The following is a 21,125-nucleotide window of genomic DNA, read 5'->3' on the forward strand; positions in this document are numbered from 1 at the left end:
TCCGTGTCGAAAAGACGCGAATTATCCCATGTAGGAGGCGTTACGTCAGTGCCGGGAAGCGGTGCGCCACACCCGCGCGATGTCTGCCGCCCGCTCGGTTAACAGGCGCGGCGCCTCACTGCACGCCCGCTCCAGGCTCATCGGCCCGGAAGGCAAGGCGAATGCGGCGTCCACGCCGTGGGCGTACATCTGCTCGTAGCCATCGCCCAAGGTGCCGGCGATCACGATAACGGGCACGTTGTGCTGCCGGGCGATCCGCGCCACGCCGAACGGCGTCTTGCCGCGCAGGGTCTGGGCGTCGAAACGGCCTTCGCCGGTAATCACCAGGTCGGCGCCACGTACGGCGGCGTCCAGGCCAACCAGGTCGGCAACCACGTCCACGCCGGCACGGAACTGTGCACCCAGGAACGCTTTGGCGGCAAAGCCCAGGCCGCCGGCGGCGCCGCTGCCGGGTTCGTCGCGCACGTCTTTGGGCAGCACTTTGGCGCAGTGGTCGGCAAAGTGACCGAGGGCGGCGTCCAGCTGTTGGACTTGCTGGGGATTGGCGCCTTTTTGCGGGCCGAAAATCGCAGACGCCCCCTGGGGACCGCACAGAGGATTGTTCACGTCGGCGGCAATTTCAAAGCGTACCTGGGCCAGGCGTGGGTCGAGTTGTTCAAGGTTAATCTGCGCCAGACCGGACAGCGCCAAGCCACCCGGCGCCAAGGCGTGTTCCTCAGCGTCAAACAGTTGCACACCCAGGGCCTGCATCGCACCGGCGCCACCGTCGTTGGTGGCACTGCCGCCAATCGCCAGGATGATGCGCTGGGCGCCGAGGTCCAGCGCAGCGCGGATCAGTTCGCCGGTGCCGTAGGTGCTGCTGGAGCACGCATCGCGCTGGCCTGGCGGTACCAACTGCAGGCCGCTGGCTTCAGCCATTTCGATGATCGCGGTATGGCTATCGGCCAGCCAGCCCCAGCGCGCCTCAACCGTGCCACCCAGCGGGCCTTTCACGCGTTGGCGACGCAGTTCGCCATTACAGGCCGCAAGCACCGAATCCACCGTGCCTTCACCGCCATCCGCCATCGGGCACTGGATCAACTGTGCATTCGGCCAGACCTGAGCCAACCCGGCCGCAATGGCCAGGGCGACGCCCTCGGCACTCAGGCTGTCCTTGAACGAGTCGGGGGCGATGATGATTTTCATGGGCTTTCTCCGGTTTTTATAACGCCCATGCTGCCAGTTGGCACCGCCGCTGACGCCAGTCCAATGCACAAGTACGGATGCGCTTTGTTGTTCATTGCGACAAAGCCTGGGGCAGCAGCTGCACGCCCAGATAGAGCGCGAGCATGCCGTCGAGGGTCAGCGGGTCGACACCACTGAGTTCGGCGATGCGCTCCATGCGGTAACGCAGGCTGTTGCGGTGAATGCCCAGCGCATCGGCACAGGCCTGGCTTTGCCCGTCGTGTTCGCACCAACTGCGCAGCGTTGCCAGCAGTTGGCCGTTGCTGTCCTTGGCGAGGACTTTGCGCAACGGGTTGAGCAACTCATCGAGCGCATCATCATTTCGATGGCGCCAGAGCATCACCGGCAGGCGATAACGGTTGAGCGTCAGCAAGCGCGACTGCGGCAATACATCGCGACCATAGGCGAGCAGGTCACCCACGCGTCGATAGCAGCGGCGCAACCCAGCCAGCCCGTCCGCTTGCCCGCCAACGGCCACACGGAGGATATTCCAGCCCAGCCCTTCGAGTTTTTCCAGCAAGCGAGGATTATCGACCTGTACCGACGCCGGCCGGCACCACAGCAATGAGTATTGCGCCGAGCTGACGCACCAGCTGTCCGGATAACGCGAGGTCAGCCAGGCACTCAAGGCCTCTGCCGATTGCCCCGCGCCCAGCTCAAACAGATATGGCGTGCGCGCCAGCTGCGGTTTTAGGCCCAACTGTTGGGCTTCATCCACCAGGCGCGGCGAGTCGCCGGTTTCGGCCAACAGTAAGGCGAGCAAGTCATCACAACGCTGACGACGCCATTGCTGTTCGGCCTGCTGGTGGCGGTGGCTCACCAACATTTCGGCGGTCATGCGCACCAGTTCGGCGTAGGTGCGCAGGCCTTCCGGTTCGCCGGTAATGCCCAGCACGCCAATCAGGCGCTGGTCGTGCATCAGCGGCAGGTTGATGCCCGGTTGCACGCCCTTGAGGTGCTTGGCGGTCTGACCATCGATTTCCACCACGCGGCCATTGGCGAGCACCAGTTGCGCGCCTTCATGGCGGGTGTTGATACGCTCAGGCTCACCGCTGCCGAGAATCAGGCCCTGGCTGTCCATGACGTTGACGTTGTAGGGCAGAATCGCCATGGTCCGATCGACGATATTCTGCGCCAAGTCATGATCCAGCTCGAACATGGGGCTAAATTCCTTAGAAAGCGGGTTGTTCATAGGCACAGCGCAAAGCAGGGTTGGCTGTGCGCAAGCACAAAGACAGCAGCCTGCCAGGTGGCCGAGACTCTTTGGGCGATCAACGTTACCCTCGCGTCGCGAAAAATCATAATAAAGAGAGAACGCCATGTCACAGAGCGCCGCTACCGCACTGGCCACCGATGACGATAAAAACGCCATCTACAAACGCATCACCCTGCGCCTGATCCCCTTCATTTTCATCTGCTACCTGTTCAATTACCTCGACCGGGTAAACGTTGGCTTTGCCAAATTGCAGATGCTTGATGCCTTGAAATTCAGCGAAACCGTGTACGGCCTCGGCGCCGGGATCTTCTTTATCGGCTACGTGCTGTGTGGCGTACCGAGCAACCTGGCGTTGACCAGGTTCGGTCCGCGCCGCTGGATTGCATTGATGATGATCGTCTGGGGCACACTGTCCACTTGCCTGCTGTTCGTCACCACGCCGACGCATTTCTACACCCTGCGCCTGTTTACCGGTGCAGCTGAAGCCGGCTTCTTCCCCGGTGTTGTGCTGTACCTCTCGCAGTGGTTCCCGACGTTCCGCCGTGGGCGGATCATGGCGCTGTTCATGTCGGCGATCCCGGTCTCCGGCTTGCTCGGCAGCCCGTTCTCCGGCTGGATCCTCAACCACTTCGCCGCCGGCCAAGGTGGTCTTGCGGGCTGGCAGTGGATGTTTCTGTTGCAGGGTATTCCGACCGTGATCCTGGGCGCCCTCGCCTACTTCCTGCTCAGCGACAGCTTTGCCAACGCCACGTGGCTCAAGCCCCACGAGCGGGCGGTGCTGGAAGCCGACCAGGCCACCGACCTGGCGAACACACCCAAAACCACCACCGACTCCTTGGCTGAGGTATTCAAGAATCCGGCGATCTGGGCGTTCGGCCTGATCTACTTCTGCATCCAGAGCGGCGTGTACGCCATCAATTTCTGGCTGCCGTCGATCATCAAGAGCCTGGGCTTCAGCGATAACCTGGTGATCGGCTGGCTCAGCGCCATTCCGTACCTGCTGGCGGCGGTGTTCATGTTGCTGGTGGGGCGCTCTGCGGACCTGCGCAAAGAGCGGCGCTGGCACTTGGTGGTGCCAATGTTGATGGGCGCGATCGGCCTGGTGATTGCGGTGAATTTCGCCACCACCCCGGCGATTGCGATTCTCGGCCTGACCATCGCCACCATGGGCGCCCTCACCGGTCTGCCGATGTTCTGGCCGGTGCCGACCGCCATGCTCAGTGCGGGCGCGGCGGCGGGCGGGTTGGCGTTGATCAACTCCATGGGCCAGATGGCTGGCTTTCTCAGCCCTTATATCGTTGGGTTTGTGAAGGATGCCACCGGGTCTACGGACATGGCGCTGTACCTGCTGGCGGCGGTGATTGTTGCAGGTAGTGTGTTGGCGTTGCGGATGACGCGAACCCTGAAGGCTTAATGCAGTCCGTGTGGGAGCAGGCTTGCCTGCTGCCACATGTTTGTCCGGCGTTTACAGCTGGCCGTCGATGTCGATGACGGCGCCGGTCAGAAAGCCGTTCTCCATGGCCACTACATACCCCGCCGCCACTTCTTCGGCCTGCCCTACCCGGCCGACCGGCAACCCACCGCCCGCCTTGGCAAACATGGCCAGACGCTGGTCTTCAGCCTCGTGGCACTGCCGGTGGTGCCCGATCACCACCGCACCCCCTGTGCCAGCCCGGATTACCTGGCACGCCACGGCACGCCCGGAACGCCGGCCGATCTGGCGCAACACAACACGCTGCGCTACATGCGTCAGGGCCGGGCCAACAGTACCTGGTACTTTCGCCAGGGTGCGCTGCTTCAGGAGGTCGAGGTCACGGGCGATTACTTGAGCGATGACGGCGAAATCGTCCGGCGCTGGGCGTTGGCCGGTCACGGCATCGCCTACAAAGCCAATCTGGATATTGCCCGCGACATCAAAGCTAGTCGGCTGGTGCCCTTGCTGCCTGATTGGCAAGGCGAACCGACGCCGTTCAACCTGATGTGCCCCCACCGCCTGCAAGTATCGGAACGTGTGAAGGTACTGCATCGTTTTTTACATGTGCGTTGTCAGGCCTTGCTGAGCACATGAAGAAACGCGTAGAGGGCTTGTCCCAGAGCCTTTGAGTCTGGTATTGCAGGGGGCACGCTTCCCGACTTGAGGAGTCACCCATGATTTACCGCACATTGGGCCAATCCGGTTTGAAGGTCAGCGCCTTGACCCTGGGCACCATGATGTTTGGCGAACAGACCAACACCGAAGACTCGCTGCGCATCATCGACAAGGCCTGGGACCAGGGCATCAATTTTATTGACACGGCGGACGTCTACACGGGCGGACGCTCCGAGGAAATCGTCGGCGAAGCTATCACCCGGCAACGTCAAGACTGGATCGTGGCGTCCAAAGTCGGGTTCGGCCCGCCGGACGGCCTTCCCAACCGCAGCGGCCTGAGTCGCAAGCACATTTTCAACGCACTGGAAGCCAGCCTCACGCGCCTGGACACTGATTACCTCGACATCTATTACCTGCACCGCGAGGACCACAACACGCCGCTGGACGTGACGGTGTCGGCGATAGGCGACCTGATCCGCCAGGGCAAGGTCCGTTACTGGGGCTTGTCCAACTATCGGGGCTGGCGCATTGCCGAAGTGATTCGCGTGGCCGAACGCCTGGGCGTGGACAAACCCGTGATCAGCCAGCCGCTGTACAACATCGTCAACCGCCAGGCCGAAGTCGAGCAGATCACCGCCGCGGCGGCCTACGGTTTGGGCGTGGTGCCTTATAGCCCACTGGCGCGGGGCGTGCTCAGCGGCAAATATGCCCCGGACGTGGCCCCCGAGGTCGGCAGCCGCGCGGCGCGCCAGGACAAACGCATCCTGGAAACAGAATGGCGCGTGGAGTCCCTGCGCATCGCCCAGCAGATCCAGCAATACACCCAAGGGCGCGGCGTCGGGATTATCGAGTTTGCAATTGCCTGGGTGTTGAACAACTCGGCGGTGAGTTCGGCGATTGTCGGGCCACGCACCGAGGCGCAGTGGGATGCCTACATAGGCGCCCTGGATGTGAAGATCACGGCGGAAGATGAAGCGTTCATTGATTCGCTGGTGACGCCGGGGCATTCGTCCACCCCCGGCTTTAATGATGTGGGGCACTTCGTCTCGGGCCGAGCAGCGCGCGCTTAGGCTATTGAGCCTTTTTGTGGTGAGCACAAGATCAAATGTTGGAGCTGTCGAGCTTTAGCGAGGCTGCGATGCAGGCGCTGCGGTTCATCAGGCACATCGAGGTGATCCCTTCGCTGCCCCGCTAAAGCTCGACAGCTCCCACATTCCACCTGCTTCGCCTGCAAGACCGGGCTCAATTTATGGGCCGCCGCGAGAAATTTTCCTGAAAACCGCCCCAAAACAGAGCAACCCTCTCCCGCCAAAAGCACCATAATCTCCCTCCTGAAATCCCCCCTCTTGTGTATCAATGGTTTTCGCGAGGACAGTGTGTCTAAAGGTGTTGTGTTATCGGTCTTGGCCTCGGTGTTGTTTGCCGTGATGTATTACTTCACATCATTGCTGACCCCCTTGAGTGGCCTGGAAATTTTCGGCTGGCGCATGTTGCTCACCGTGCCCTGCATGACGGTATTCATGATCGTCAGCGGCGAATGGCGACGGGTGTGGGAGTTGGTGCGGATGTTGGCGGACCGGCCGCGCTTGATTGCCGGTGTGTTGGTGTCTTCGGCCTTGCTGGGCGTGCAGTTGTGGCTGTTCATGTGGGCGCCGTTGAACGGGCGCAGCCTGGATGTGTCGGTGGGTTACTTCCTGTTGCCACTCACCATGGTGCTGACCGGCCGCCTGGTGTGGGGCGAGCAGCTTTCGTACTTGCAGCGGGTCGCGGTATTTTTTGCAGGCCTTGGGGTGCTCAACGAGTTGTACCAGGCCGGTGGTTTCTCTTGGGCAACGTTGGTGGTGGTCATCGGCTACCCGGTGTACTTCGTCGTGCGCAAATACCTTAAGACCGATCATCTGGGTGGGCTCTGGCTGGATATGGCGCTGATGCTGCCGGTGGCCTGGTGGTTTGTGCAGAGTGGCGAGCAAGGTTTTGCGGTGTTGGATGCCTACCCGAAGTTGTACGCGTTGATTCCACTGCTGGGGCTGATCAGTGCGTCGGCGCTGGTGAGCTACATCATCGCCAGTCGTTTGCTGGCGTTCAGCCTGTTCGGGCTGCTCAGCTACGTAGAGCCGGTACTGTTGCTCGGTGTGGCGCTGATCTTGGGCGAAGGGATCAAGGGCGGCGAATGGCTGACCTACATTCCGATCTGGCTGGCGGTGATGGTGCTGGTGTTTGAAGGGTTCAAGCACTTGGTACGTCATCGCAGAGCCTGATTGGCAGGCAATAAAAAGCCCGGCCGAGGTTATCCTCGGCCGGGCTTTTTTTACACTTAGTCTGCGGTCAACACACCACGGCGTACTTGGTCGCGCTCGATCGACTCGAACAACGCCTTGAAGTTGCCCTCGCCAAATCCATCGTCGCCCTTGCGCTGGATGAATTCGAAGAACACCGGGCCCATCAGGGTTTCCGAGAAAATCTGCAGCAGCAGGCGCTTATCGCCCTCAACCGAAGAACCATCGAGCAGGATGCCGCGTGCTTGCAGTTGATCCACTGGCTCGCCGTGGTTCGGCAAGCGGCCTTCAAGCATTTCGTAGTAAGTGTCCGGCGGCGCGGTCATGAAGCGCATGCCGATCTTCTTCAATGCGTCCCAGGTCTTGACCAGGTCGTCAGAGAGGAACGCCACGTGCTGGATGCCTTCGCCATTGAACTGCATCAGGAACTCTTCGATCTGCCCGGCCCCCTTGGACGACTCTTCGTTCAGCGGGATGCGGATCATGCCGTCCGGCGCGCTCATGGCCTTGGAGGTCAGGCCGGTGTATTCGCCCTTGATGTCGAAGTAGCGCGCTTCACGGAAGTTGAACAGTTTCTCGTAGAAGTTGGCCCAGTAGGCCATGCGCCCGCGATAAACGTTGTGGGTCAGGTGGTCGATGACCTTGAGACCGGCGCCTTGCGGGTTACGCTCAACACCGTCGAGAAACACAAAGTCGATGTCATAGATCGAGCTGCCTTCGCCGAAACGGTCGATGAGGTACAGCGGCGCGCCGCCAATGCCTTTGATCGCCGGCAGGTTCAATTCCATCGGGCCGGTTTCGATATGAATCGGCTGCGCCCCCAGCTCAAGCGCGCGGTTATAGGCCTGTTGCGAGTCCTTGACGCGGAACGCCATGCCGCACACCGACGGGCCGTGCTCGGCCGCAAAGTACGAGGCAATGCTGTTGGGTTCGTTGTTGAGGATCAGGTTGATCTCGCCCTGGCGGTACAGGTGCACGTTCTTGGAACGGTGGGTCGCGACTTTGCTGAAGCCCATGATCTCGAAGATCGGCTCCAGGGTGCCTGGCGTCGGCGACGCGAATTCGATGAATTCAAAGCCCATCAGGCCCATTGGGTTTTCGTATAGATCTGCCATGATTTGGCGCCTCATCATTCTTGTTTAGTGACGGTTTCAATTGCCAGCAAGGATGAGAGGCACGGGCGGCGCACAGGAGAGGCCTCGCACACTGCGGGCGAGGAAATCACCAAAGATGAGGGGGGAGCCGAGTAGCTTCATGGTGTCATCAGTCTCTGACGGCCGAGGCTTGCGTGAGCGCAAGTCATATTCTTGTATGCGTAAATCGATTCTACACAGCGTAACCGTATTTGTCCGTACTCTTATCAAATCCCCAACGCCCTGGCACGTGCAAGGGGTTTATTGCACAGATAGATGCCCAGCAGGATCACCGTACCACCGGCCAGCATCGGCGCAGTCAATGGCTCGCCCAGCAGCAAAGCGCCAGAGATCACGGCTGTCAGCGGGTTAAGCGCGATAAATACGCCGGAACGTGTCGCGCCGATTTGGCGGATGCCATCGTAATAGCCGATATAGGCCAGCGCCGAACCCAGCACGCCCAGGTACGCCAGGCTCAGTACTTGCGGGGCATGCAGGCTGCCAATCGCCTCGACCGAGACGCGGCCCATGATCAGCGTGGTCGCGGTGAGCATCAGGGTGCCCAACAGTATCGACCACGTCACCGTCTGTAGCGGCCCGAGGCTCTGGTTCAACCCTCGGGAAAACAGCGAGTAGACGCCCCACCCCACTACGCACCCGAAGATCAGCAAATCCCCGCGCCAAGTGTTGTTCGCTTCGCTCAGCACGTGAGGATTGCGACTGACGATGACCAGGGCGGCGCCCGTCAGGCATAACGCGATACCCAGGATTTTGCGGGTGTTCAGGCGATCCTTGAATAACCACCAGGACGCCAGGCCGATCACCGCCGGGTTCAACGCCACGATCAATGAAGCCCGCGACGCATTGATGTAGTGCAACCCGTAGAAGAAACACACGTTGTAGAAAAAGATACCGAAAAAACCCAGCATCACCAGTTGTCCCATCTGCCTTGGGCTTGGATGGGCCAATGGGATGCGCGCAAATCCCATGAACACCAGCAATGCCAGGCTGACCAGCAGAAACCGCAGGCTGGCCGCCAGTAGAGGGTCGACCGCCGCGCCCAGGTAGCGACCGGCCACGAAGGTACCGCCCCAAATCATGGTGACGGCAGCGAGCTTCATATAAGTGATGCGATCCGGGGGTAAATGCACAGGCTGAGGCTCTAATGGCTTGAGGGTTGGCCCATTCTTCTGGTAATACATCATCATCGTAAAATGAGTAATTACTCATGACCCTGACCCAACTCGAAATATTCTCCCAGGTGGCCGAGCTGCAAGGCTTTACCAGCGCGGCCCACCGACTGGGTATCAGCCAGTCGGCGGTGTCCCATGCAATCAAGGGCCTGGAACAGGAACTGGGTGTGGCGTTGTTCAGACGTCACCAGGCTCAGGTGGAACTCAGTGATATTGGCGCGCAATTGCTCGGACGCGCCCGGGCAATGCTTGGTCTGGCGAACACCTTGCAACAGGAAGCGGCGGATGCGCGGGGCATGAAACGCGGGACGCTGCGCATCGGTTCCTTTGGACCGACGGCCTCGAATCACCTGTTGCCGAAGATCCTCAGCCAGTTCCGCCTGGCGTACCCAGGCATTGAAGTGCATGTGGACGAAGGGCCGGACAGGCAGGTTATCCAATGGCTCGACGAGCGCCGTATCGATATTGGCTTTGTGGTGCTGGAACAGGAACGCTTTGATACCTTCGCCCTGTTCGAGGACCAGATGGTTGCGCTGCTGCCCGCCGACCATCATCTGGCCGCGTGCGAACAGGTTAGCCTCAAGGACTTGTGCAACGAACCGTTCGCCCTGACTGAGGCCGGCTCCACTGAAATGGTGGTGCGGCTGTTCAACGAGGCGCGGCTGACGCCAAACGTGCGCTATCGCTGCTCACAGTTGCTGAGCACGCTGGAAACCGTCAGCCGGGGTGAGGCCGTGAGCGTGGTGGCACAAGCCTCCTTGCCGAAGGGGTGCGACCAGCGTTATGTGCAGTGCGCGCTGTCACCGCGTGTGCCACGCCACGTGGGCCTGGCGGTACTGGACCGGCGCCAGTCTTCCCCCGCAACCCTCGCCTTTATCCGCATTGCCCAAGGCCTGGAACTGTAGCGCTGGCTACTGGCCAAATGGCTAGGCACCACGAGCTTATTTGGGCCAAGCCAACTATCATCGACTGAATCTGACCCAGGCAACAGGCCGTTCACTTCATGCCCCTGACCGTTAACGGCCCGCGAAAACGCGCCACGCGTTACTTGATCACGTCCTTGAGTGCCTTGCTGCCGATTGCACTCGGGGTGGTCATCCTGCACTGGCAAGCCGAACGCACCCTGCAGCAAAGCACCGCCCAGACAGCCCAGGAAGCCCTGCGCCAATTCGACTTGATGCTCGATAACACCGCACTCGCCGCCCAGGCCTTGCTGCCTTTGGCGGGGCAACCTTGTGACAGCAGTACGCAGTTGGCCCTGCGCGAACAGGTCACGCGTCGGCCGTTTGTGCGCGCGACCACCTTGTCCTGGCAGAAAAATATCTATTGCAGCTCGCTGTTTGGCGATAAATACGCGTCACCGGTCAATCCGGATGACTACGTCGACGGCCGCTTATGGCTGATGAATGGCAACCCGGTGACGCCGAATACCGCTCTACTGGTTTACCGGTTGGTCGACGGCGACAAGGCCGCTTTTGCGTCGATTGATGGCTATCACCTGACCAACGCTCTGCGCTTGATCAGCCGTTACGCCTACCTGGTCCTGCAAGTTGGCCCGAATTGGCTAGGGGCTGATGGCAAGGTGCATAACACCGCCATACCCTTTTTTGCGGTGGCGCATCATGAATTGGTATCCGATCGCTATCACTACCGCGTCACCGCTGGCATGCCGACAGGTGAAGTGTGGCGGTACATGCAGGCCCGGTATGCGGCCTTGTTCAGCCTGGTGGTGTTCTTTGGCGTGCTGGCGGGCGCATTGGCGCATTGGCTGCAAAAGCGCTCTTCAGCGCCGACCCAGGAACTGCAACGGGCGCTGGGCGCCAATGAATTCATTCCGTATTTCCAGCCAGTGGTGCGCGGTGATACGCGCGAGTGGGCCGGCTGCGAAGTGTTGATGCGCTGGCAACACCCTAAGGAAGGCCTGGTGCGTCCTGACCTGTTCATCCCCCTGGCCGAGCATTCGGGCCTGATTGTGCCGATGACCCGCGCCCTGTTGCGTCAGACCGCCGCGCAACTGGCGCCGCAGGCCGCGCGCTTCACCCCTGGCTTTCATATCGGCGTAAATATCACCTCACGCCATTGCCAGGACCTGGCACTGGTGGATGACTGTCGGGAGTTTCTCGCCGCGTTCCCCGTGGGCCAGGTAACGCTGGTGCTCGAACTGACCGAACGTGAGTTGATCGAGCCCAGCGATATCACGCGGCGCTTGTTCGACGCGCTGCATGAACTGGGCGTGATGATTGCCATCGACGACTTTGGCACCGGTCATTCCAGCCTGGGTTACTTGCGCAACTTCAATGTGGACTACTTGAAGATCGACCAGAGTTTTGTCGCCATGATCGGCGCCGATGCACTATCACGGCATATTCTGGACAGCATCATAGAACTGTCTGGCAAGCTCGACTTGGGCATCGTTGCGGAGGGTGTGGAAACCGCTGAACAGCGTGATTATCTAGCCACTCAAGGTGTGGATTTCCTGCAGGGCTATCTGTTCGGAAGGCCTTTGCCCTGCGATGAATTTATTAAATCCCTGGCCAGCCATTGAATAGCCGCACACGCGATGCTCTGAAATAATGTTATTTAGACAAAAGACATGATTTACTCGCAGCGGATTAACTACTACAATTTTTCCTGCCTGTGCAGAACTCGCAGGACGACTTCTTTCTTGGGTCGCCTTAAAGCGCTTGGCTTATAGCTTTGTCTGCAGTTGATATCAGCCAACAACATTATTGGAGTACAGATTTTGTCCAGACTCGCCGAATTTCGCGCAGCAGAAAAAGCCCTTCAAGAGCAGCTTGCCCAGCTGGAATCCCTGAAGAACGACGCCGGCCTGAAGAAAGAAATCGAATTCGAAGAAAAGCTTCAAGCCCTGATGAAGAGCTATGGCAAAGGCCTGCGAGACATCATTTCCATCCTTGATCCAAACCCTGGCAAGTCCAGCGCTGCTGCCGCTACCGCACCAAAACAGCGCCGTGCACGCGTGGTCAAGGTTTACCAGAACCCGCACACCGGTGAGCTGATCGAAACCAAAGGCGGCAACCACCGTGGCCTCAAGGCCTGGAAAGAACAGTACGGCGCCACCACTGTAGATTCCTGGCTGCGCGGCTGATCACACCGCACTAACAAAGAGCCCCGCTTATGCGGGGCTTTTTTATTTCAGCGGCTCGAAACCGAACTTAAATAACGTTTCATCATGTTCATGATCGATGGGCATTACATACTTAAAGTTTCAGGCTATCGCGCACCGAACTGACTTCGTCCTTGCTTGCTTCGTATGCTTCGGCCTGCCCCGCGTATGAAAAAACATACGCCTTATCGGCATCAACCGCGCCGACCAATGTTTGCGAAAGCACGTGACGCCCGTTTTCGGTTATCACACAAGTAGTTTCCAGCGCTTCCAGACGGCTCAATGTTGTAGGGCGCATCTTGCTGCATACACTTTGATAACCGCCCTTGGCAAAATCTTTCTGAATCGACTTGCGCATCTCCAGCAGTACACCTTGAAGATTAACAGTGTGCCCCGCGTCAATCGGTGTGCCGGTCAACTCCATGACCATCAAGGTCGCGCCATTTTCATCGTTCTTGATCGCCCGTTGCCGAGAGACAGGCCGAGGTTTACCGGGCGTGTCGCCATCGTGCGTCACCTCTTCGATTTGCCAGCCGCTGGGCCAATGGACCTCAGGGTCGGCCGCCAGTACGAAAGGACTGCCCAACAGCAAACACACAGCGCTCAACAACGGTTTACGAAGTTCGATCATTGCGAAAAACACCCAAGGTTCAAGCGCCAAAGTTTGAGCCCCAGCCCCACTGGTCGCAAGGCCTGCGTGGCCTTTTTCATTTGGCGCGCGGCGCAGGCCTTGCGTATCATGGCCTGGCTGCACGGATGCCAGCCGCAAGCCAAGGACCTGCTCACATCTTAGAGCCGCGTTTGCCCCATTTTTTCTGGAGGGCCCATGAGCCTGCACGAACTGAACACTTTCCCGGGCGTCACTGCCCAACCTGACACCGCCACCACGAACTTTGTGTTCAACCACACCATGCTGCGGGTCAAGGACATCACCAAGTCGCTGGACTTCTACACGCGCGTCCTGGGCTTTTCGCTGGTTGAGAAACGCGACTTCCCGGAAGCCGAGTTCAGCCTGTATTTCCTGGCCCTGGTGGACAAATCCCAGATCCCGGCCGACGCTGCCGAACGTACCCAGTGGATGAAGTCGATCCCAGGTATCCTGGAGCTGACTCACAACCACGGCACCGAAAACGACGCCGACTTCGCCTACCACAACGGCAACACCGACCCGCGTGGCTTTGGCCACATCTGCATCTCGGTACCGGATATCGTCGCGGCCTGTGAGCGTTTCGAAGCCCTGGGCTGTGACTTCCAGAAGCGCCTGAGCGATGGTCGCATGAAAAGCCTAGCGTTCATCAAGGACCCTGACGCTTACTGGGTTGAGATCATTCAGCCAGCACCGATGTAAACGAAAAAACCCCATGATGGCTCATGGGGTTTTTCATTTTCGGGCTGGAATTTACGCTGGCGCAGAGGTACGAATCAGGTGATCGAAAGCACTCAGCGAAGCTTTGGCGCCCTCGCCCACTGCAATCACGATCTGCTTGTAGGGCACAGTCGTTACGTCGCCGGCAGCAAACACACCTGGCAATGAAGTCTCTCCACGCGCATCGACGATGATCTCACCGCGGGGGGTCAGCTCTACGGTGCCTTTGAGCCAGTCGGTGTTGGGCAGCAAACCGATCTGTACGAAGATACCTTCGAGGTCGATAGTCTTGAACTCGCCGCTGTCGCGATCCTTGTACGCCAAACCGGTGACTTTCTGGCCATCGCCTTTCACTTCACTGGTCAGTGCACTGGTGATCACGTCAACGTTCGGCAGGCTGTAAAGCTTGCGCTGCAATACAGCGTCGGCGCGCAACTTGCTGTCGAACTCAAGCAAGGTCACGTGGCTGACGATCCCGGCCAGGTCGATGGCCGCTTCAACGCCGGAGTTACCGCCGCCGATCACTGCCACACGCTTGCCCTTGAACAACGGACCATCGCAGTGCGGGCAGAAACACACGCCTTTAGCCTTGTATTCCTGCTCACCCGGCACACCCATTTCGCGCCAGCGAGCACCGGTGGCCAGGATCACGGTTTTGGACTTGAGGGTCGCACCGCTTTCGAAGCGAATCTCATGCAACTCACCGGCGTTTTTCGCAGGGATCAGGCTGCTGGCACGCTGCAGGTTCATGATGTCCACGTCGTACTGACGGACATGGGCTTCAAGCGCACTGGCCAGTTTCGGGCCTTCGGTTTCCTGTACCGAGATAAAGTTCTCGATGGACATGGTGTCCAGTACCTGCCCACCAAAACGCTCAGCCGCCACGCCGGTACGAATGCCTTTACGTGCGGCGTAGATCGCAGCCGCAGAACCGGCCGGGCCACCGCCGACAACAAGGACATCAAAGGCGTCTTTGGCGCTGATTTGCTCGGCGGCTTTTTCGATACCGCTGGTGTCGAGCTTGGCGAGAATCTCTTCCAGGCCCATGCGGCCCTGGCCGAAGTTCACACCATTGAGGTACACGCTCGGCACTGCCATAACCTGGCGTTCGTCGACTTCAGCCTGGAACAACGCCCCGTCGATAGCGACGTGGCGGATGTTCGGGTTAAGCACAGCCATCAGGTTCAGCGCCTGGACCACGTCCGGGCAGTTTTGGCACGACAGCGAGAAGTAAGTTTCGAAGCTGAACTCGCCTTTAAGGGCGCGAATCTGTTCAATCACTTCGACACTGGCCTTCGACGGGTGGCCACCGACTTGCAGCAGGGCCAACACCAACGAAGTGAATTCATGGCCCATGGGGATACCGGCGAAACGCAGGCTGATCTCGGCACCCGGGCGGTTGATGGAGAACGAAGGCTTACGCGCATCATCGCCATCGGTTTTCAGGGTAATCAGCGTAGTGAGGCTGACGACGTCCTGTAGAAGAGCAAGCATTTCCTGGGATTTCGCGCCGTCGTCGAGGGAGGCAACGATCTCGATCGGCTGGGTAACCCGCTCCAGGTATGACTTCAACTGAGCTTTAAGATTGGCGTCCAACATACGGGCGATTTCCTTGAATTCTGGGTATAAAAAAACGCCCGAGCGAATCTCGCCCGGGCGTTTTTGAGGGCGGTTGCAGCTTACTGGGTAGGTGCGGAATACCGCCCTTGATGCTTCACAGACTTAGATCTTGCCGACCAGGTCCAGGGACGGAGCCAGAGTGGCCTCGCCTTCTTTCCACTTGGCTGGGCACACTTCGCCCGGGTGGGCAGCCACGTACTGAGCGGCTTTGATTTTGCGCAGCAGCTCGGAAGCATCACGGCCAACACCACCGTCGTTCAGTTCAACGATCTTGATCTGACCTTCTGGGTTGATCACGAACGTACCGCGGTCTGCCAGGCCAGCTTCTTCGATCAGTACGTCGAAGTTGCGGGAGATGGTCAGGGTTGGGTCGCCGATCATGGTGTACTGGATTTTGCCGATGGCTGGCGAGGTGTTGTGCCAGGCAGCATGGGCAAAGTGGGTGTCGGTGGAAACGCTGTAGATCTCAACGCCCAGCTTTTGGAATTCGGCGTAGTTGTCAGCCAGGTCTTCCAGCTCGGTTGGGCAAACGAAGGTGAAGTCGGCTGGGTAGAAGAACACAACGGACCATTTGCCTTTCAGGTCAGCGTCGGTCACATCGACGAAGTTGCCGTTTTTGTAGGCGGTCGCTTTGAACGGTTTTACTTGGCTGTTGATGATAGGCATCGTTGACTCTCCGTCAGGGTTTGTAGAAGGGCTTAGTAAGTTGATGAGGTGAATCCTACCGACTCTCTCTGACGATGGCTCATTGGCAAACCTCATGCTGACGATTGGTTTTCCCTATCAGGTGACTGTATTAATAGAAGAAATCTCAAAGCAGCGGTTGTGTCGCCAAGGTCATGCCAAGAAAGGGCGTCGCTTCAACATAGCGCATGGCAGATTTCATGTCGCTCCAGCCGACGTAACTCATCAACGACTTCAAATCCCAACCACTGCGATGCGCCCACGTGGCAAAGCCTCGGCGTAATGAGTGGCTGGTGTATTGCTCGGCGGGGATGCCGGCGCGCTCCAGCGCCTGGCGCAACAATGGAATCACGCTGTTGGGGTGCACCCCCTCCGCCCCCAGGTTGCCCCAGCGATCAATGCCGCGAAACACCGGGCCACGGACCAGGGCCGAGGCGCTGAGCCATTCACTGTAGGCTTGCACTGGGCACAAACGCAGCAGCGCCGGGGTGTGATAGGTCTTGCCAAGGTTGTCGCGGTCGCTTTTGCTGCGCGGTAGATAAAGGCTAATGCCGGCACCGGGTGTAGCCTGCACATGCTCGATATCGAGGCGACACAGCTCATCGCTGCGAAAGCCCCGCCAGAAACCCAACAGGATCAGCGCAGTGTCGCGCTTGGCACGCAGCAACCGGGGCTGATCCTGTGCCTGGGCTGCCTCTTTCGCGTCGACCTCAAGAGATGCAACCACCTGTTCCAAATGCTTGAGCTGCAACGGCTCGGCTTGTTTCTCCTGCGCCGGGTGCACGGCACGAATGCCCTTGAGCACCTTGCGCACTACTGGCGCTTTAGTTGGGTCGGGAAACCCCTGGCTCGTATGCCATTGCGCCAATGCCGACAGGCGCAGCTTCAAGGTGTTGACGGCCAACACGCCTGCGTGAGCGACCAGGTAGCGCGCCACGCTGTCGCTGGTCGCAGGCAGGAACCCGCCCCAACTCACTTCGAAGTGCTCGATGGCTGCGCGATAACTGCGTCGGGTGTTGTCGCGGGTGGCGGCGTTGAGATAACGATCGAGATCGCTCATAGAAGGCCTATTCGTACTGCTGACAGGTGGATTCGCGATTAAAAAGCTAATGACACGGGATAATACGCCAATATCCCATCTGTTAACTCATGATTTTCAACACGTTTTAATGCATGATATAGTACGTAGATACATACTACGTACCACAGTACTAAATCGACGGAGACCCCATGGCTCGCGGCGGCATCAATAAAGCAGTAGTTCAAACAGCACGCCTGGCGCTCCTCGCCCGCGGCGAAAACCCCAGCATCGACGCCGTACGCATCGAAATGGGCAACACGGGCTCTAAAACCACGATTCATCGGTATTTAAAGGAGTTGGACGAAAGCGAAACCCGCCTCACCATCACCGAAGCGCCGATAGACGACGAGCTTGGCGAACTGGTGGCGCGGTTGGCTCAACGCCTGAAGGAGAAAGCCCAGGAGCCTATCGACCTGGCCCTGGCGCAATTCGAGCAGCAGAAAGCCGCTCTGCTCGCTCAGATCGAAGCCCTCAAGGAGGCTCACAGTCAACTCAAGCAACAATTCGATATCCAATCCGCGGCCCTGGCAGAAGAAAGCGCAGCGCTGCAAACGGCCAGCACCAGCCTGCAGACGGAGCAAACCCGTAACGCCGGGCTGAGCCAGGCGTGCAGCGATTACGCGCTACGGATTAACGACAAGGAAGAACAGATTCGTTCGCTGGAAGAAAAGCACCTGCACGCCCGCGACGCCCTCGAGCACTACCGCAATGCGATCAAGGAACAGCGCGAACAGGAACAGCGCCGCCACGAAGGGCAACTGCAACAGGCACAAGCCGAATTGCGCCAGGCCCAGCAGAGCGCAATGGTGCGCCAGGATGAGATCACCCAGCTGCATCGCGACAATGAGCGGTTGTTGATCGAACATCGCGCAACCGCGAAGGAGCTGGCTGCGCTGCAGGAGCAATTGCGCAAGGATCAGGCCCAGCAGCTCAAGCTGAGCGAACAGGTAAGCTTGATTGAAAGCGAGCGCACCCTGCTTCAGGAGCGCCTACGGGTTGCCGTGCTGGAGAGCCAGTCACGCCAAGAAGCGCTGACCGAACACCAGCACACCAACAAAACCTTGGAACTGGACCTGATCAAGGCTCAAGCAAGCATTGAGGCGTTGCGCCTGGCCGCCGCCATTGCAACGGCGCCAGAGGCAACACCCGACGCTTGATCAGCTCGCCACAGGCGTGCGCATGGTGACGAACTCTTCCGCCGCCGTGGGATGCACGCCGATGGTCTCATCAAAATGTTGCTTGGTCGCGCCCGCCTTGAGCGCAATCGCCAGCCCCTGGACGATCTCGCCAGCATCCGGGCCGACCATGTGACAACCCAGTACCTTGTCGGTGTCGGCGTCGACCACTAACTTCATCAGGGTCTTTTCCTGACATTCGGTCAGGGTCAACTTCATCGGCCGGAAACGGCTTTCGAAGACCTGCACCTTATGGCCCTTCTCTTTCGCTTCTTCTTCGCTCAGCCCAACCGTGCCGATATTTGGCAGGCTGAATACCGCGGTCGGGATCATTGCGTAATCAACCGGGCGATATTGCTCAAGCTTGAACAGACGGCGCGCCACGGCCATGCCTTCGGCGAGGGCAACCGGTGTCAGTTGCACGCGCCCGATCACGTCGCCGATGGCTAGGATCGAGGCTTCGGCGGTCTGGTACAGATCATCCACTTCAACGAAACCGCGCTTGTCGAGTTTGACTCCTGTGTTCTCCAGCCCCAGATTGTCCAGCATCGGACGGCGACCCGTAGCGTAAAACACGCAATCAGCCTCCAGCACGCGACCGTCCTTCAACGTGGCTTTGAGGCTGCCATCCGGCTGTTTGTCGATGCGCGCGATGTCGGCATTGAATTGCAGGTCCAGGCCGCGCTTGGTCAACTCTTCCTTCAGGTGCGTGCGCACCGAACCGTCGAAGCCGCGCAGGAACAGGTCACCGCGATACAGTAACGAGGTCTGGGCGCCCAGTCCGTGGAAAATCCCGGCGAATTCAACCGCGATATAACCGCCGCCAACCACCAGCACGCGCTTGGGTAACGCCTTGAGGAAGAACGCCTCATTGGAGCCAATCGCGTGTTCACGCCCTGGAATCTCAGGAATCTGCGGCCAGCCACCGGTGGCGATCAGAATATGTTTGGCGGTAAAGCGCTCACCGTTGATTTCCACCTGATGCGGATCAACCAAGCGTGCATGCCCCTCATGCAGGGTTACGCCGCTGTTGACCAGCAGGTTTCGGTAGATGCCATTCAGACGGTTGATCTCACGGTCTTTATTGGCGATCAGGGTCGCCCAATCAAAGTTCGCCTCCCCCAAGGACCAGCCAAACCCGCTGGCCTGCTCGAAATCTTCGGCAAAATGTGCGCCGTACACCAACAGTTTTTTCGGCACGCAGCCGACGTTGACGCAGGTACCACCCAGGTAGCGGCTTTCCGCCACGGCCACCTTGGCACCAAAACCAGCGGCAAAACGCGCTGCGCGAACACCGCCGGAACCGGCGCCAATTACATACAGGTCAAAATCGTAGGCCATTTCACTCTCCTCGGCAGGACATCAGCATACCGACTTAGATGGGGCTGAAAAACGAAAAAGCCACCCGAAGGTGGCTTTCTCTTACAACAGGCGGGCTAACGTGGATCAGTAAGCCTTGCCGGTCTTGTAGAAGTGCTCGAAGCAGAAGTTGGTGGCTTCGATGTAGCCTTCAGCACCACCGCAGTCAAAACGCTGGCCTTTGAACTTGTAGGCAATCACGCAACCATCTTTGGCTTGCTTCATCAGGGCGTCAGTGATCTGGATCTCGCCGCCTTTGCCTGGCTCGGTTTCTTCGATCAGTTTGAAGATGTCCGGCGTCAGGATGTAACGACCGATGATCGCCAGGTTGGACGGCGCATCTTCAGGGGCTGGCTTCTCGACCATGTCACGAACGCGGATCAGGCCGTCGCCAATGTCGTCACCGGCAATCACGCCGTATTTGTTGGTTTGCGATGGATCGACTTCCATGACCGCAACAATGGTGCAGCGGTATTTCTGGTACAGCTTGACCATCTGGGTCAGCACGCCGTCGCCGTCGAGGTTCACACACAGGTCATCCGCCAGTACCACAGCGAAAGGTTCGTCACCGATCAGTGGGCGGCCGGTCAGGATGGCGTGGCCGAGGCCTTTCATCTGAGTCTGACGGGTGTAGGAGAACGAGCACTCATCCAACAGTTTGCGAATGCCGACCAGGTATTTCTCTTTGTCGGTGCCTTTGATCTGGTTTTCCAGCTCGTAGCTGATGTCAAAGTGGTCTTCCAGCGCGCGCTTACCACGGCCGGTCACAATGGAGATTTCGTTCAGACCGGCATCCAGTGCCTCTTCGACGCCGTACTGAATCAGTGGCTTGTTCACCACCGGCAGCATCTCTTTGGGCATGGCCTTGGTCGCTGGCAAGAAGCGAGTGCCGTAACCGGCTGCTGGGAACAAGCATTTCTTGATCATATGGGTCCTTACAGAGGGCTGTGCGTACGGAATTCGGCGCAGTCTAATGAGGCCGCAGGCACCTTACAATGGGTCCTGCTGGCGTTGCGATGTCATCATAGAGAAAAAATGTCAGCGTAAGTTCCGCTGGTGTTGTGAAGAGCGCCACCACCGACACGGCAAAAAACGCTTGCACCTCAGAGTTTCTATGGGCTGCATCCTTTTTAGCATGCTTTTGCGATCAGAACACTGACCTAGAATAACTTGCCCGTCCCTGCGACATTTGGCGCTATCATTATGCCCTTGAACCACACCACGAGATTGATAGATGTCAGAACCAAAAGGCGTAAACGGCTACCTGATCACGCAGCGAGCGGACGGTTGGCACCTGATCAATTTCCACGGCGACAGCGTCGCCGGGGCCTTCGCCACCGAAAGCCAAGCGATTGCGGTAGCCGAAGTATTTGTAGATGAAGCGGGTCACGCGTCGAGCAAACGGCCGAAGGGCAAGTAAGTTCCGCTGCGCTGCGCATGAAGCCCCGTTGTACGGGGCTTTTTTGTGGTGCGCCAGGCATGGCGCGTAGCGCCGTGACTGGCGCTGTTCAGCTCACTGTGGTGGTGAGCCGAACGACTTGGAGGTGAAAGTCCTCTACACACCCGGCAAGGGGAAGTGTTA

At 58.9% G+C, this 21,125-nt stretch carries 19 protein-coding genes and 2 pseudogenes; 10 read left to right on the plus strand and 11 right to left on the minus strand.

Annotated elements, in window-relative coordinates:
• Positions 1–45: 45 nt before the first annotated feature.
• On the minus strand, positions 46–1,185 hold the full coding sequence (locus tag AACY30_RS19115; protein WP_339469841.1) for a glycerate kinase: 1,140 nt from the start codon (positions 1,183–1,185) through the stop codon (positions 46–48).
• 91 nt (positions 1,186–1,276) lie between these two features.
• Entirely contained in the window at positions 1,277–2,383 is a 1,107-nt protein-coding gene (locus AACY30_RS19120) for a sugar diacid recognition domain-containing protein (RefSeq protein WP_339469840.1), read from the minus strand.
• 160 nt (positions 2,384–2,543) lie between these two features.
• Between AACY30_RS19120 and AACY30_RS19125 the strand changes: the two genes are divergently transcribed.
• Entirely contained in the window at positions 2,544–3,854 is a 1,311-nt protein-coding gene (locus tag AACY30_RS19125; protein ID WP_339469839.1) for an MFS transporter, read from the plus strand.
• A gap of 51 nt (positions 3,855–3,905) precedes the next feature.
• Here AACY30_RS19125 and AACY30_RS19130 read toward each other — a convergent pair.
• Positions 3,906–4,061 (minus strand): annotated as a pseudogene (locus tag AACY30_RS19130) (SDR family oxidoreductase); the annotation flags it as partial.
• Between AACY30_RS19130 and AACY30_RS19135 the strand changes: the two are divergent.
• The 3 genes and pseudogenes from AACY30_RS19135 to rarD all read left to right on the plus strand — a co-directional run.
• Positions 4,059–4,508 (plus strand): annotated as a pseudogene (locus AACY30_RS19135) (substrate binding domain-containing protein); the annotation flags it as partial. The pseudogenes AACY30_RS19130 and AACY30_RS19135 sit on opposite strands and share 3 nt — an antisense overlap.
• A gap of 80 nt (positions 4,509–4,588) precedes the next feature.
• Complete coding sequence (locus AACY30_RS19140; RefSeq protein WP_339471942.1) at positions 4,589–5,599, plus strand: aldo/keto reductase; 1,011 nt, start codon at positions 4,589–4,591, stop codon at positions 5,597–5,599.
• A 306-nt stretch (positions 5,600–5,905) separates the two neighbouring features.
• Positions 5,906–6,787 (plus strand): EamA family transporter RarD, encoded by an 882-nt coding sequence (rarD, locus tag AACY30_RS19145; protein WP_339471943.1) that lies wholly within the window; start codon positions 5,906–5,908, stop codon positions 6,785–6,787.
• A 56-nt stretch (positions 6,788–6,843) separates the two neighbouring features.
• Here rarD and hppD read toward each other — a convergent pair whose 3' ends face one another.
• Positions 6,844–7,920 carry a 4-hydroxyphenylpyruvate dioxygenase gene (gene hppD / locus AACY30_RS19150; protein WP_339471944.1) on the minus strand — a complete coding sequence of 359 codons (1,077 nt, stop codon included), beginning with the start codon at positions 7,918–7,920 and terminating at the stop codon, positions 6,844–6,846.
• Positions 7,921–8,165: 245 nt separating this feature from the next.
• Complete coding sequence (locus AACY30_RS19155) at positions 8,166–9,059, minus strand: DMT family transporter (RefSeq protein WP_339540955.1); 894 nt, start codon at positions 9,057–9,059, stop codon at positions 8,166–8,168.
• A 107-nt stretch (positions 9,060–9,166) separates the two neighbouring features.
• On the opposite strand from AACY30_RS19155, the gene AACY30_RS19160 reads away from it, so the two are divergent.
• The 3 genes from AACY30_RS19160 (at position 9,167) to AACY30_RS19170 (ending at position 12,240) form a co-directional block, all read left to right on the plus strand.
• On the plus strand, positions 9,167–10,036 hold the full coding sequence (locus AACY30_RS19160; RefSeq protein WP_339471948.1) for a LysR family transcriptional regulator: 870 nt from the start codon (positions 9,167–9,169) through the stop codon (positions 10,034–10,036).
• Between the two features lie 98 nt (positions 10,037–10,134).
• A complete protein-coding gene (locus tag AACY30_RS19165; RefSeq protein ID WP_339471949.1) occupies positions 10,135–11,676 on the plus strand; it encodes an EAL domain-containing protein in 1,542 nt (513 codons plus the stop codon).
• Positions 11,677–11,874: 198 nt separating this feature from the next.
• Entirely contained in the window at positions 11,875–12,240 is a 366-nt protein-coding gene (locus AACY30_RS19170; protein WP_339471950.1) for a histone-like nucleoid-structuring protein, MvaT/MvaU family, read from the plus strand.
• Between the two features lie 112 nt (positions 12,241–12,352).
• On the opposite strand, the gene AACY30_RS19175 is transcribed toward AACY30_RS19170, so the two are convergent.
• On the minus strand, positions 12,353–12,889 hold the full coding sequence (locus AACY30_RS19175; protein WP_339471951.1) for a DUF4946 domain-containing protein: 537 nt from the start codon (positions 12,887–12,889) through the stop codon (positions 12,353–12,355).
• 195 nt (positions 12,890–13,084) lie between these two features.
• On the opposite strand from AACY30_RS19175, the gene gloA reads away from it, so the two are divergent.
• Positions 13,085–13,606 (plus strand): lactoylglutathione lyase, encoded by a 522-nt coding sequence (gene gloA / locus AACY30_RS19180; protein ID WP_339416254.1) that lies wholly within the window; start codon positions 13,085–13,087, stop codon positions 13,604–13,606.
• A gap of 51 nt (positions 13,607–13,657) precedes the next feature.
• Here the strand turns inward: gloA and ahpF are convergent, their stop codons facing one another.
• From ahpF to AACY30_RS19195, 3 genes are all read right to left on the minus strand, one after another.
• Positions 13,658–15,223, minus strand: a complete 1,566-nt coding sequence (ahpF, locus tag AACY30_RS19185; protein ID WP_339471953.1) for an alkyl hydroperoxide reductase subunit F — start codon at positions 15,221–15,223, stop codon at positions 13,658–13,660.
• 123 nt (positions 15,224–15,346) lie between these two features.
• On the minus strand, positions 15,347–15,910 hold the full coding sequence (ahpC, locus tag AACY30_RS19190) for an alkyl hydroperoxide reductase subunit C (RefSeq protein ID WP_003173835.1): 564 nt from the start codon (positions 15,908–15,910) through the stop codon (positions 15,347–15,349).
• A 145-nt stretch (positions 15,911–16,055) separates the two neighbouring features.
• On the minus strand, positions 16,056–16,988 hold the full coding sequence (locus AACY30_RS19195; protein WP_339471956.1) for a site-specific integrase: 933 nt from the start codon (positions 16,986–16,988) through the stop codon (positions 16,056–16,058).
• Between the two features lie 170 nt (positions 16,989–17,158).
• On the opposite strand from AACY30_RS19195, the gene AACY30_RS19200 reads away from it, so the two are divergent.
• Entirely contained in the window at positions 17,159–18,166 is a 1,008-nt protein-coding gene (locus tag AACY30_RS19200) for a DNA-binding protein (RefSeq protein ID WP_339471957.1), read from the plus strand.
• On the opposite strand, the gene gorA is transcribed toward AACY30_RS19200, so the two are convergent.
• Both gorA and galU read right to left on the minus strand, forming a co-directional pair.
• Complete coding sequence (gorA, locus tag AACY30_RS19205; RefSeq protein ID WP_339471958.1) at positions 18,167–19,525, minus strand: glutathione-disulfide reductase; 1,359 nt, start codon at positions 19,523–19,525, stop codon at positions 18,167–18,169. It lies immediately after the preceding gene.
• 105 nt (positions 19,526–19,630) lie between these two features.
• A complete protein-coding gene (gene galU, locus AACY30_RS19210; RefSeq protein WP_046068218.1) occupies positions 19,631–20,470 on the minus strand; it encodes a UTP--glucose-1-phosphate uridylyltransferase GalU in 840 nt (279 codons plus the stop codon).
• A gap of 307 nt (positions 20,471–20,777) precedes the next feature.
• Between galU and AACY30_RS19215 the strand changes: the two genes are divergently transcribed.
• On the plus strand, positions 20,778–20,963 hold the full coding sequence (locus AACY30_RS19215; protein ID WP_049713265.1) for a hypothetical protein: 186 nt from the start codon (positions 20,778–20,780) through the stop codon (positions 20,961–20,963).
• The last annotated feature ends 162 nt before the right edge of the window (positions 20,964–21,125 follow it).

The organism is Pseudomonas sp. RA_5y_Pfl1_P24, assembly GCF_963970945.1.
In the GTDB taxonomy this organism is placed as follows: Bacteria; Pseudomonadota; Gammaproteobacteria; order Pseudomonadales; family Pseudomonadaceae; genus Aquipseudomonas; species Aquipseudomonas tritici.